Annotated in this window: 12 protein-coding genes; 4 read left to right on the top strand and 8 right to left on the bottom strand. The window is 64.9% G+C overall.

From position 1 onward, the window contains the following. Positions 1–489 (top strand): 2OG-Fe(II) oxygenase (locus HUK82_RS11790; RefSeq protein ID WP_176614148.1); only part of this gene is annotated, 489 nt, incomplete at its 5' end. Between the two features lie 19 nt (positions 490–508). Here HUK82_RS11790 and HUK82_RS11785 read toward each other — a convergent pair. The 3 genes from HUK82_RS11785 to HUK82_RS11775 are packed head-to-tail and all read right to left on the bottom strand — an operon-like array spanning position 509 to position 2,737. Continuing rightward, positions 509–1,099 carry an IMPACT family protein gene (locus HUK82_RS11785; protein ID WP_176614147.1) on the bottom strand — a complete coding sequence of 197 codons (591 nt, stop codon included), beginning with the start codon at positions 1,097–1,099 and terminating at the stop codon, positions 509–511. 22 nt (positions 1,100–1,121) lie between these two features. Next, positions 1,122–2,519: a sodium:solute symporter family protein gene (locus HUK82_RS11780; protein ID WP_176614146.1), complete on the bottom strand. Its 1,398-nt coding sequence runs from the start codon at positions 2,517–2,519 to the stop codon at positions 1,122–1,124. Positions 2,520–2,521: 2 nt separating this feature from the next. Beyond that, positions 2,522–2,737: a DUF3311 domain-containing protein gene (locus HUK82_RS11775; protein WP_212648096.1), complete on the bottom strand. Its 216-nt coding sequence runs from the start codon at positions 2,735–2,737 to the stop codon at positions 2,522–2,524. Positions 2,738–2,917: 180 nt separating this feature from the next. Here HUK82_RS11775 and rodA point away from each other — a divergent pair, with 180 nt between their 5' ends. Both rodA and HUK82_RS11765 read left to right on the top strand, forming a co-directional pair. Beyond that, positions 2,918–4,078, top strand: coding sequence for a rod shape-determining protein RodA (gene rodA, locus HUK82_RS11770; protein ID WP_176614145.1), 1,161 nt, complete (start codon positions 2,918–2,920; stop codon positions 4,076–4,078). A gap of 36 nt (positions 4,079–4,114) precedes the next feature. Beyond that, positions 4,115–4,504, top strand: coding sequence for a DUF3293 domain-containing protein (locus HUK82_RS11765; RefSeq protein WP_176614144.1), 390 nt, complete (start codon positions 4,115–4,117; stop codon positions 4,502–4,504). 12 nt (positions 4,505–4,516) lie between these two features. Here HUK82_RS11765 and HUK82_RS11760 read toward each other — a convergent pair whose 3' ends face one another. Continuing rightward, positions 4,517–5,395 carry an aldose 1-epimerase family protein gene (locus HUK82_RS11760; RefSeq protein ID WP_176614143.1) on the bottom strand — a complete coding sequence of 293 codons (879 nt, stop codon included), beginning with the start codon at positions 5,393–5,395 and terminating at the stop codon, positions 4,517–4,519. Between the two features lie 105 nt (positions 5,396–5,500). Then, positions 5,501–6,727 carry a hypothetical protein gene (locus HUK82_RS11755; RefSeq protein WP_176614142.1) on the bottom strand — a complete coding sequence of 409 codons (1,227 nt, stop codon included), beginning with the start codon at positions 6,725–6,727 and terminating at the stop codon, positions 5,501–5,503. 71 nt (positions 6,728–6,798) lie between these two features. Here HUK82_RS11755 and HUK82_RS17710 point away from each other — a divergent pair, with 71 nt between their 5' ends. Continuing rightward, a complete protein-coding gene (locus tag HUK82_RS17710; RefSeq protein ID WP_176614141.1) occupies positions 6,799–7,044 on the top strand; it encodes an acyl carrier protein in 246 nt (81 codons plus the stop codon). Here the strand turns inward: HUK82_RS17710 and HUK82_RS11745 are convergent. The 3 genes from HUK82_RS11745 to HUK82_RS11735 form a co-directional block, all read right to left on the bottom strand. Next, positions 6,937–8,568 (bottom strand): AMP-binding protein, encoded by a 1,632-nt coding sequence (locus tag HUK82_RS11745; RefSeq protein WP_176614140.1) that lies wholly within the window; start codon positions 8,566–8,568, stop codon positions 6,937–6,939. The genes HUK82_RS17710 and HUK82_RS11745 overlap by 108 nt on opposite strands. Before the next feature lie 123 nt (positions 8,569–8,691). Next, on the bottom strand, positions 8,692–10,422 hold the full coding sequence (gene dld / locus HUK82_RS11740; protein WP_176614139.1) for a D-lactate dehydrogenase: 1,731 nt from the start codon (positions 10,420–10,422) through the stop codon (positions 8,692–8,694). 82 nt (positions 10,423–10,504) lie between these two features. Beyond that, positions 10,505–10,888 (bottom strand): ethanolamine ammonia-lyase light chain EutC (locus HUK82_RS11735; protein ID WP_176614138.1); only part of this gene is annotated, 384 nt, incomplete at its 5' end.

Genomic DNA, 10,888 nt, shown 5'->3' with positions numbered 1-10,888 from the left:
CGCGGTGGCGCGGGCGGCGGGGGACGGCGCGACACACGCAACGGTCGCCGCGCGTTCATCACGCCGGCACTTCGGCACGCCCGCCCTGATCTGGACAGGCTGGCGGCTCGGTTCGACGATCGTGGCATGCGTCGGCTGATCGCGGCCCGAACGGGTGCCCGACTGGGTGGCACGGCCCTGCGCATGGAGCTGTGTTTCGATACCGAAGGCTTCTGGCTTGAGCCCCATACCGATATCGGTGCCAAGCGTCTGACGCTGCTGATCGGCCTGTCGACCGATCACCGGGCCGAGGGATGGGGCACCGATCTGATGACGCCGGACGGTCAGGTCGTCAAACGGGCGTCGGGCCGTTTCAACAATGGGCTGATGTTCGTGCCGGGACGCGATACATGGCATGGTTTCGCGGCACGCCGGATCGAGGGCGAGCGCCGGACCCTGATCGTCAACTTCGTCGACCGTTCGTGGCAATCGCGCGAGGAACTCGCCTGACCTGCGTGACGGTCGCGCGTCAGTCGACCGGGCGCGGCACAACCCGACCTGCGGTCAGGTCGACGATCCGTGTGGTGAGGATGTCGATGTCCGCACTTGGCGCGCGGAGCGTGCACCGTGCGCCGAACGCGTCGAACTGCTCGGCCTCCATCTCCGCGCCCCAGTCGCGCAGGCGGGCCTGAAGGCGGGCGTGATCGGCGAAGCCGGCATGAAACCCAAGCTGCGTCATGGCAATCAGGGGAATTTTCTCGGCACGGCGCAGGCATTCGGCCGCCGTGCCGCCATAGGCACGGACAAGTCCTCCGGCGCCCAGCTTGGTGCCACCGAACCAGCGCGTGACCACGACCGCGACCTGGTCCATCGCCTGACCGTCGATCATCGTCAGGATGGGCCGGCCGGCGGTGCCCCCGGGCTCACCGTCATCGTCGCTGCGGTAGGTCTGGCCGATGCGAAAGGCCCAGCAATTATGGGTCGCGTCGGGGATCGACACGGTACGGACGAAGGCGAGCGCTTCGTCCGCGGAGGTGACGGGGGCCGCCTCGGCCCGGAACAGGCTGCGCCGGATATCCTGCTCGAAGCTGGACGGGCCCGTCAGGGTATGACGCGTCATGGCGTGGGCGGGGCGTGTTCGATCAGCATGTCGCGGGCCGTTCGTCCGGCGCCGGGCCCGGCAGCAGCATCGTGCCGCCCCACGCGATGGCCGCGTTTAGCACCAGACCGATCAGGCCGACATTGATGTCCCACACGCTTGTGGCCGTCAGAAACAGTCCGCAACCCAGCGCGTCACCGGCAAGGATGCCCAGTGCGATGGCCCCGGGATTGGCCCGGCGTGCGAACAGGATGGCCAGTACGCCGGGCAGGAACTGCGTCACGCCGATATAGGTCAGGTTGTTCAGGCGCGTGATCAGCGACGTGGTCAGGATCGCGGCACTCACCGAGAACACCAGATAACCGACCGTCACGCACTGCGCCCCGCGCTTCTGGCCGGCTTCGGACAGACCCGTCAGGAGGTTGCGCGACACCAGAGGCCCGATGGTCAGGCACAGCCCCACCAGGACCACAAGACCGGAGAGGGCCGCCCCGGCCGCCACGACGCCGATCAGCGGCTCCGGCAGCAGCATCCTGGCCGTACCGATGAACGCATCGTTGGGCGAGGCCAGTGGCGGCCCGTCAACGCGCGCCCACATCGCCACCAGCGCCAGCGCGGGGAACATGAACAGATAGAGCGGCATGCCCACCTGCGCGCGGCGTATGGCCCGGGCGCTGCGCGCGGTAAAGAGGAATGCCATGTTCAGCGGCGACATGAACAGCCCGAGGCCTTGGAACACGATGGTGCTCATGGCGAAGCGCTCCTGTTCCGGCGTCAGGGTGGAGGCGCCGGATACAACGGCCATGCCCGGCGCAAGGTCATGGGGGGCGACGCGATGCAGGACCGCCACTGCTACCAGGACGATCGCGACGATCATCAGGATGTCCTTCAGGATCGAGACATAGGCCGGGGCGCGCACACCGGCCAGCGCCACGTAGACGAACGCCAGCACCCCCGTCGCCGCCATCAGCGGCCAGCCCGACAGCCCGATGCCCAGCCCCCCCAGCGCCACGCCGAGCCCGACGAACTGCATGGCCCCCCACGGCACCAGAAACACGATCGCGCTCAGCGTCACGACCAGTTCCAGCGGCCGGTGGCGGAAACGACCGACGAACAGGTCGGGCAGCGTCAGCGCGTCATAGCGCCGTGCCGCGCGCCAGACCTGCGGGTTGAGGAAATAGCCGATCGGCATGCCCATCAGCATGTAGCCCACGAACCACACGGCAAACGACACGCCGTGCGCGTAGATGCCGCCCGGAAAGCCCAGAAGACCGCCGATGCTGTAGCTTTCACCTACCGACAGAAAAAACAGCAGCACGCTGCCGAACTGGCGGGAGGCCACGAAATAGTCCCGCAGCGACGCGTGCGCGTGCCCCCGTCGGCCCAGCAGCACCAGTCCGAGCGAGACGCCAAGCAGAGACGCGAATACGACGACGGCCATGCTCAGTCGTTCTCATCCGGCGCGGTGCGGTCATGTAGGAACCAGCACGCGGCCAGACAGGCCGACGTCAGCCCGAACCACAGGAACATCCAGTCCAGCACCGCCGGCATGCCGAAGAAGTACCGCGGCACCTTGTCGACAAGGGGCAGGCACACGACGACACCGACGAACGGCACGCCCAGCCCGACCAGCAGGCGCCACGGAAGGGAAGACATCATGCCCCCGAACCTAGCGGCAAGTGGCTCCGCGGCCAATATTCGTCCGTCCGGGCCGTCGACAACACCATGGTGCGAGGGGCCCGACATTTCGGCTGGACTCGGGGCGGCGACCTCCGCATGGTCCCGCCGGCGGTCGCCTGTGGCCGCACTCCTGATGCACGCGATCGCCCGGGGACGCGCATGATCTTCGAAAAACGTCTGCTCCGACCCGAGCCCAGCTTCGGGCTGCTCGGCAAGCTGTGGCAGGTCAACTGGCTGTATGTCGTGCTGATCTGCGCTCTGGCGGGCGTGGGGTACACGGCGCTGTATTCGGCCGGGGGCGGTTCGGCCCACCCGTTCGCCGGGCCGCAGACGGCACGCTTTGGCGTGGCTCTGGTGCTGATGATCGGGGTGGCGCTCCTGCCGCCGCGCGCGCTGACGTGGATGGCGTGGCCGGCCTATGTCGCCTCGCTCGGCCTGCTGGGGGCAGTGCTGAAGATGGGCCATGTCGGCAAGGGCGCCGAACGCTGGATCATGATCGGCGGCATGCAGGTCCAGCCCTCGGAATTCGCGAAGATCGCGCTGGTGCTTGTGCTGGCGACATGGTTCCAGCGCACCTCGTCCCTGCGGCTTGGCAATCCGCTGCGGCTGGTCGTCCCGGCGGTACTGGTTCTGTTGCCGGTCGTGCTTGTGCTCAAGGAGCCCAATCTCGGCACCGCCGTGATCATCGGGTGTATCGGGGCGTCGATGATCTTCGCCGCCGGAATGCGTCTGTGGCAGATCGCGCTGGTGCTGGCGCCGGTCCCGTTTTTGGGCAAGATCGTCTATGCCCATCTGCACGACTACCAGAAGGCGCGGATCGAGACGTTCCTGCACCCTGAGCACGACCCGCTCGGGGCGGGCTACAACATCATCCAGTCCAAGATCGCGCTGGGGTCCGGCGGGATGTGGGGTCAGGGCTACCTGCACGGCACGCAGGGGCAGTTGAACTTCCTGCCCGAAAAGCAGACCGACTTCATCTTCACCATGATCGCCGAGGAGTGGGGCTTCGTGGGCGGCATCGCCGTCATCGGCCTGCTGCTGCTGCTTGTCTTCGGTGGGATGCTGATGGCCATGTGCAGCCGCAACCAGTTCGGGCGTCTGCTGGGGCTGGGCATTTCGATGAACTTCTTTCTCTACTGCGCCGTCAATCTGTCCATGGTGATGGGTGCCATTCCCGTGGGCGGGGTGCCGCTGCCGCTGGTGTCGTATGGCGGCTCGGCCATGTTGAACATGATGTTCGGGTTCGGGCTGCTGCTCTCGGCCTTCGTGCATCGCAAGCGCGGGTTCGGCGATCCCACGGCACAGGCGCGGGATGCGTAGCCGCCTCGAACGCGGGTCTGGCCGTCGGAAGGGCGCATGAAGGGCGTGCGACCGCCCACGGCGGCGATCGCGCGGGCGTATCGCCGCAGTCTCTACACCAGCCCCGGTTTTTCCGTGCGCATCGGGCGTCCGGCCTCGGGCCGCTGGCCGCTTCCGGGCGGTCGGCTGGTGTTTCTGGGCGCCTGCAACCCGGGCGGTAGGGCGGCACCCGAGGGGCGGAACGCGCGCATGATGCAGCGGCTGGACGAACGGCTGCGCGGTCTGTCGACCGTGCCGGGCGAAGGGCGACTTGGACGATGGGCCGAGCCCATGATCCTTGTCGCATGCCCGCCCCGGCGTGTCCGACGCCTCGCGCGTCTGTTCGGCCAGAACGCGCTGGTCGATGTGCGGCGTGGACGGCGGCCACGGCTGGTGTGGACGTTCTGAGCCCGCCGCCGTTTACGGCGCGGTGGTGAACCGCACCGACCACTGCGCCTGCCACGTCGCCCCGGCGTCCAGATGGATGACGCCGGGCTTGTCCTCGAACGGTCCATCGAAGTCGGCCGGGCTGCTGTGGCCGCTCCAGGGTTCGAGGCAGAGGAAACCCGCGCCAGGCTTGGTCCAGATACCCAGCTGCGCGAAATGATCCCACGTCATGGTCAGGACGGCGGGGCCCCCGCGGTAGGCCAGGGTGCGGCTATGCACGGGGTCGAAGATCAGCGCGTCGTGCACGAACAGGTCGTCGGACAGGCTCAGGCGTTGACCGACAACCGGCGACGGCACGGGCGTCTTCTGGATCAGGCCGTTCTCCAGACGACGGATCGACGCCTCCTCCGGGTTGGCGAATGTGATGACATGTGCTTCTCGGGGCGTGTCCGGGGACAGGGGCCAGACGAAGGCCGGATGAGTGCCGAGCGAGAACGGAAGCCCCTGCGACGGTGATGGGTTGGTCACCCGATACCGCACGGTCAGCACGCCCGAGACGATACGGTAGCCAATCACCAGCCGGAACGCGCGCGGATACATCGCGCGCGTCGCATCGTCGTCGGTCAGTTCCAGTTCGCAGCCGGTTTCGTCGCGTGTCAGCCAGACAAAGTCGCGGTCGCGGGCAAAACCGTGCTGGCCGATCAGGTACTCCTGGCCGTCGATACGGGCGGTATCGCGTGCAAGCTTGCCCACGATCGGGAACAGGACCGGCGAGTGCCGTTCCCATGGCGGCCCGCCCGACCACAGGATCTCCCGCCCGTCGGCACGGAGGCTGACGAGTTCCGCGCCGTGGCCGGCCACGGTGGCCTGAAGGATATCGTCACCAAACTGGTGATCCTGATGCGAGGTCATGACGCTTTTTCTCCACGTCTTCAAAGGCCGTCCACACTGTGGGGCAAACGTGGCGTCGTCAAACAGCATCGTGGGGAACACATGTGCGCAGGCGGTATGGCACTCTCAGCGGTAGGCGCGCCCCTCGGCCTGTCCATACTCGACATAATGGCGGGCTGCGCTTCCATGCCAGCCATCCACGTCCTTATTGATCTCCAGGTAACGCGCACCGGAAAAATCGTCCGGCAGGCACGAGAGAGCGTGACGATGCAATCGGACTTCATCGTGGGCGCGGCGCAGAAGGTTCAGCCAGCTCTGATCGTCGACGGTATCGATGACGCACGCGTGATGGGCGAGGGCGTCCAGGGACCCGACCAGAACATTGTCGGCTACCCATTGCAGTTTGCCAGTTTCCTCAGTGTCATGCGCCGGATAGACGACGAGCGCGCAGGCCGGTCCATAAAGAGCGAGACGAAGGGAAAGGGCGGTGATTTCCGCTGTGCTGAAACGCCGGGTCGTGCTGTAGACGGGAATCCGAAAACCCTCGGCCAGATCGGTCATCAGACGAGTGGACATATAGTCCATGCGCTGCCGGCTTTCGCGCATCATGTCGTCCGCAGGCTTGTGATCGCACCGGATGCCTGTTTCGAACTGAATATGGTAGCGCGGCTGATAGGCGTAATAATACACATGCCCGTCGGGCCGATTGTCCAATGTCACTTCATGCTCGACGTTGATGTCTGCGTACTGTTCTGCAAGTCCGAACAGGATCCAGGCCAACGGAACCGCCGAGAAGCGGTAGAGATCGGGTGGCTCTCGCCCGACGTGACGCTGTACGATGCCGAGTTCGCAGTTTTCCCCAAGATTGATAAAGGCACTCGCGATTTTTGCGTCTGTCAGGGTGCTCTGGTCGGGAAGCGGTTCGCAGGTGCGACGTGCGTCAATATCGGGGGTTATTTCGGGAATATATTCTACCCGGTGCAGCGGAAGGTGCCCTCCCTCAGGTCCGATTCCCTTCGAAAATATAAACTGAATAGTCGTGCCGTGTCGTCCGCCGCTGTCGACGGGCAGAGCGGAATATCTGGCATCGCGGCAGTCCACGTGTCCGATCGGCCGGCCATCGACAACGACCGTGACGCCAACCCTCGCGTGCGGGGCAATAAGGAAATCGATATGTCCCCTGTTGTGAGGACCTTCAAACGACAGGCGCAACTCGAGGCTGTTGGCAGAGGGCAGTAGAAGAATGGCCGAGACCGAAGGTGGCACTTTTACGATCGGGCACTTCGCGACACTGCCCCATAAAGCGGGTGAAGACGACGTGTAGGACGCCTTGTGTTCCATCACGTCAGGCATGAAATTTTACTTCCACTTTCGAGCGGAGCATGGAATAGCCACCATGGAAAAAAAGGCGAAGGGGAATTGGCGTGACACAGGAAACCGGACTGGACGCTTTGCGTGACATCCTGAGCGGGTTGTTTCGTGTCGATCCGGCCTCGATCCAAGAGTCGACGACCGCAGCTGATATACCCGGTTGGGATTCCTTGCAGATGGTGAACATCATTTTATCGGTTCAACGCCGTTTTGGGATTACTTTTCGAAATCGGGACATTGACGAGGTCATGAATGTCGGCGATCTGGCGGCCCTGATTGATCGAGCGACCAAGGCCTGACCGGTAAAGCTCTATCGCGGCGCCCCGGTCGATTTTATCGTTATCGTTACGTGGCAGGCGATTGACGATAACGATGTCGTCCGGAACCGCATACAGGTCGAGCCGAGAGATCAGCGAGGAGCGCAGTGTTTGGGGGGACGCCCCGGACGTCGCCTGCACTTCGATAAGCGCGACCAATGTGCTGTCGGTGCTGAAAACACACGCCTCGGCCGCTCCGGATGCGATGAGGGCGGCGCTGAGTTCGCCCAATTCGATTCGAAAGCCCTTGTGTTTGACCTGGAAATCCACGCGCGTGGAGAAAAATATCTGGCCGTCCACGCGGATCGCCCAATCGCCGGTGAAATAAGCCCGTTGTGGGCCGTCCGCGGTATCGAGGATTCTAAACGCACCTGATGTCGTCGTGCTATCATCAAAATAGCCGTTGGCCAGTTGCGGCCCGGTCAGGACCAGTTCGCCCTCGTTTGCGTCTGGTCCTCCGACGAGGTGCATGCCCATGCCGGGAATGGGGAGTCCGAGCGGAACGGTTGCACCCGTCAGTGACGACAGATCAGAGGCTTTCAGAAGCAGAGAGGTCATCGACACCGTGGCCTCCGTGGGACCGTAAGTGTTCTGTACGAGCGCGTGCGGCGCCGCAGCGAACAGGGCCGACACGTGCGCCGGCGTCAGTGGTTCGCCGCAGAACACGAAGCGACGCACCGTCCGCGTATTGTCGGCCGTCAGGTCGTCTGCCTGCTGCATCAGCGTCACCACACTGGGGACGGAAATCCAGTGTGTCAGTTGCTCGCGCTGGATAAGCCGGGCGGGTAAAAGCCTGTCGCCTTGTCCTCCGGGAGGATGCAGACTGGCACCGTGGCACAGGGCGCCATAAATCTCCATGACACTCAGATCGAACGCGATATTGGCGTACTGGGACACACGATCGTTCTGTCGGAGGTCGAGTCCGTTGCCGAGCCACGCGACGTAGTGGTTCAGGGCGCTGCGTGAAATTTCCACGCCCTTCGGCTGTCCGGTCGATCCGGACGTGAAAATCACATACGCCAGATCGTGACGGGGCATGTGCGGCACCGCGATGTCGCTTGTTGGCGCCATCTCGCACGGATCAAGATAAACCCGTTCCGTGCCGTCCGCCTCAAAGAGCGGCCAATCGCGACGCGGTGCTATGACGACATCAGGCTCAAAAATCGAACACACCATCTGGCGCTTGGCGAGGGGGGCCCGCACGTTGACGGGCGCATACACGCCTCCCGCCAATCCGGTGGCAAACATTGCCGCGTAAGCGTGGGCACCTGGCGGCATGGCGATCAATACGCGCGGAGCGCACGCGGAGGGGATCAGGGCCTGAGCGATTGCACGAGCAAGCCCCGCGAGAGAACCGTAAGACCAGTCATCTCCATCGATTGCGACGGCGAGTGCATCGGGACAATTGACTGAATGGTCAAAAAAGGTCGTGATACAGTCAGCCTGCAGAGAGCTGAAAATAGCCGAACTGCGGCAATTTATCGATTCTGAAAGCTTATGTGACATTTGACTGAATCAACATTTCTTATGTGTGATTTTATTTACATAACAATATAGATACTGTGACACCTGGGCGTAAAATGCAACCATATTGACTATCGGTTGGGTGGCTCGGTGTGGTGGCGCCGGTCAGACGCTTTCGGCGACCCAGTCGCGTCGGCGCGTCGTCAGCCCGATTCCCGGGTTAAAACAGTTGCATGGATCGAGTGAGCGGTAGTGCGCGGCCATGGCGTCCGGGGCCTTGTACAGGTGCCCGACATTGTGCTCGGCCGGATAACAGGCGCCGCGTGCATCCAGCAGCGCCAGCATCTCATGCTCCAGCGCCACGCAGTCGTGGCCCCTGCGCACGACGTAATCCTGATGCATCACGTGGCACAGGAAGTGCCCGTAATAGAGCTTGTGGCTGACGGCGGCGTCGATCGCGGGCGGCAGGTGTTCGAACCAGTCGCGGTCGTCGCGGCGAAGCGCGATATCCAGCGCCACGATGTCCTCGGCGTCGCGCGGGTGCACGGCGCGGTAGCGGATGGCCGCGCCGGCGGCCGCGAAACGGTGCAGGAATGCCGCCGTCCCCTCTTCGGGCGTGCACGCGAAGAAGGCGCCGCGTTCGCTGTGCCCCGCAAAATAGGGATCGAGAAAATCCCGTGTCTCGCCGATCAGCTCGCGCGGCACCTTGAGCATCAGATGATGCTCGAACCGGTCGCGCCACTCCATCAGGCGCGGGGGCAGATGGGCGGGGAACAACGCGCTGATGCCCTGTAGAAGGCGGTCCGCGAGATTGTCGGGCACGAACGGCAGTTTCCGGGCCCAGGCATCGATACGGCTTTTGAGCGCGAACAGTCTGGGCATACGCGCCGTGCCGAGGTGGCGAATGACCAGGAACGTGTCCTTGCCATAGCGCTCGGCGATGTCGAACGCGTCGCGGTGCATGTATTCGCCCGCGATCGGCAGGGCCGAGAACGTGCCGAGAATGGCGCGGCGTATGTCGGTCAGTACGGACGTGTCGTTGGTGCCGATATAGAACACGGCCGGTGAAGGATCGGCGGGAAAGCTGTCTAGCCGTACGGCGAAGACCGCCAGTCGCCCGGCGCAGCCCGAGGCCTCGTGCAGCCGGGACGGATCGGCATTGAAGCGCGCCGGGGTGGGCGCGTCGATGTCGCGCACGTGGTGGGCGTAGGAGTCGTCATGTCCTCGTCCGGCGTTCCAGTCGATGTCGGCCTCGGTGAAAGTGCCGGCGTCCAGCCGCGCGAGGATGTCCTCGGCCGTGTCGCCCAGTGCGATACCCAGGTGGTTGACCAGACGCAGCGTGCCGCCCGCGTCGCGCTGGGCGAACAACGCCATCTCGGTATAGACCGGGCCGCGTCGGACCAGCGCGCCGCCCGAATTGTTGCTGACACCGCCGATCACCGACGCGCCGATACACGACGATCCGATGACGGAATGGGGCTCGCGCCCATGGGGCCTGAGTTTGTGTTCCAGAGCATCGAGCGTCGCACCCGGCAGGCACAGCACCTGACGCGCATCGGCGCCCAGCAGGTGGACCGTGCGCAGGCGCAGCGTGCTGATGATAACCACGTCACGATCGTAGCGGTCGCCGTCCGGGCTGGAGCCGCCGGTCAACCCGGTGTTGGCGGCCTGCATGATGACGATCACGTCGGCCTCGACGCAGGCCTGCAGGACACGCCACTGTTCCAGAAGCGAACCGGGCGACACCACGGCCAGTGCGGGCCCGTTGCCGAAGCGAAACCCGCGGCGATAGCGCAGCGTTTGCGCCGGGCCGGTCAGCACGTGGCGCGCGCCGGCGATGGCGCGTAGCCGGTCGAGCAGTACGGTCCGGGTTGGTGTCTGGGCTGGGCGTGGCATGGCGGGGGTCTCCGGAGCGCGGTCTGGCCGTGCCTCCGGTGTCCCTAAAACGGACGCCCGGCGCAACCCCGGGCCCGCTGTGTCAGCCTGGCGGCAGGACCGGGGCGGCTGAGGTTTCCACCGCGTCGTCGCCGGGCGCCTCGTCCTTGAGCGCAACACCCGTGGCGCCGATCTGTCGTCCGCGTTCGAGAAGCCAGACCAGCTTGCGGGCAGCCGCCCCGGTCGTCAGGCCGCCATGCGGGTGGATGTTTGACAGACAGTTGCGTTCCGCATCCGTGCGGCCCACCCGGGGGTCCAGCGTCAGATACGCGCCGAGCGAATCCGCGACGCTCAGGCCCGGGCGCTCGCCGATCAGCATCACCACGAAGCGTGCTCCCAGGGCGGCGCCGATCTCGTCCCCCAGGGCGACACGCGCGTTACGCGCGGCGACGACGGGCGCGAGGCGCCACCCGGGCAGGCGCGATCG

The organism is Ameyamaea chiangmaiensis (assembly GCF_013376175.1).
GTDB classification, from domain to species: Bacteria; Pseudomonadota; Alphaproteobacteria; order Acetobacterales; family Acetobacteraceae; genus Ameyamaea; species Ameyamaea chiangmaiensis.
The sequence above is the reverse complement of the archived record's forward strand: the minus strand, read 5'-3'. Positions and strand labels throughout refer to the sequence as shown.

What these genes read in the sequence shown, in the direction of transcription:
- HUK82_RS11785 (WP_176614147.1), bottom strand. Translation starts at nt 1,099, where the DNA reads ATGACGCGTCATACCCTGACGGGCCCGTCCAGCTTCGAGCAGGATATC.
- HUK82_RS11780 (WP_176614146.1), bottom strand. Translation starts at nt 2,519, where the DNA reads ATGGCCGTCGTCGTATTCGCGTCTCTGCTTGGCGTCTCGCTCGGACTG.
- HUK82_RS11775 (WP_212648096.1), bottom strand. Translation starts at nt 2,737, where the DNA reads ATGATGTCTTCCCTTCCGTGGCGCCTGCTGGTCGGGCTGGGCGTGCCG.
- rodA (WP_176614145.1), top strand. Translation starts at nt 2,918, where the DNA reads ATGATCTTCGAAAAACGTCTGCTCCGACCCGAGCCCAGCTTCGGGCTG.
- HUK82_RS11765 (WP_176614144.1), top strand. Translation starts at nt 4,115, where the DNA reads ATGAAGGGCGTGCGACCGCCCACGGCGGCGATCGCGCGGGCGTATCGC.
- HUK82_RS11760 (WP_176614143.1), bottom strand. Translation starts at nt 5,395, where the DNA reads ATGACCTCGCATCAGGATCACCAGTTTGGTGACGATATCCTTCAGGCC.
- HUK82_RS11755 (WP_176614142.1), bottom strand. Translation starts at nt 6,727, where the DNA reads ATGCCTGACGTGATGGAACACAAGGCGTCCTACACGTCGTCTTCACCC.
- HUK82_RS11745 (WP_176614140.1), bottom strand. Translation starts at nt 8,568, where the DNA reads ATGTCACATAAGCTTTCAGAATCGATAAATTGCCGCAGTTCGGCTATT.
- dld (WP_176614139.1), bottom strand. Translation starts at nt 10,422, where the DNA reads ATGCCACGCCCAGCCCAGACACCAACCCGGACCGTACTGCTCGACCGG.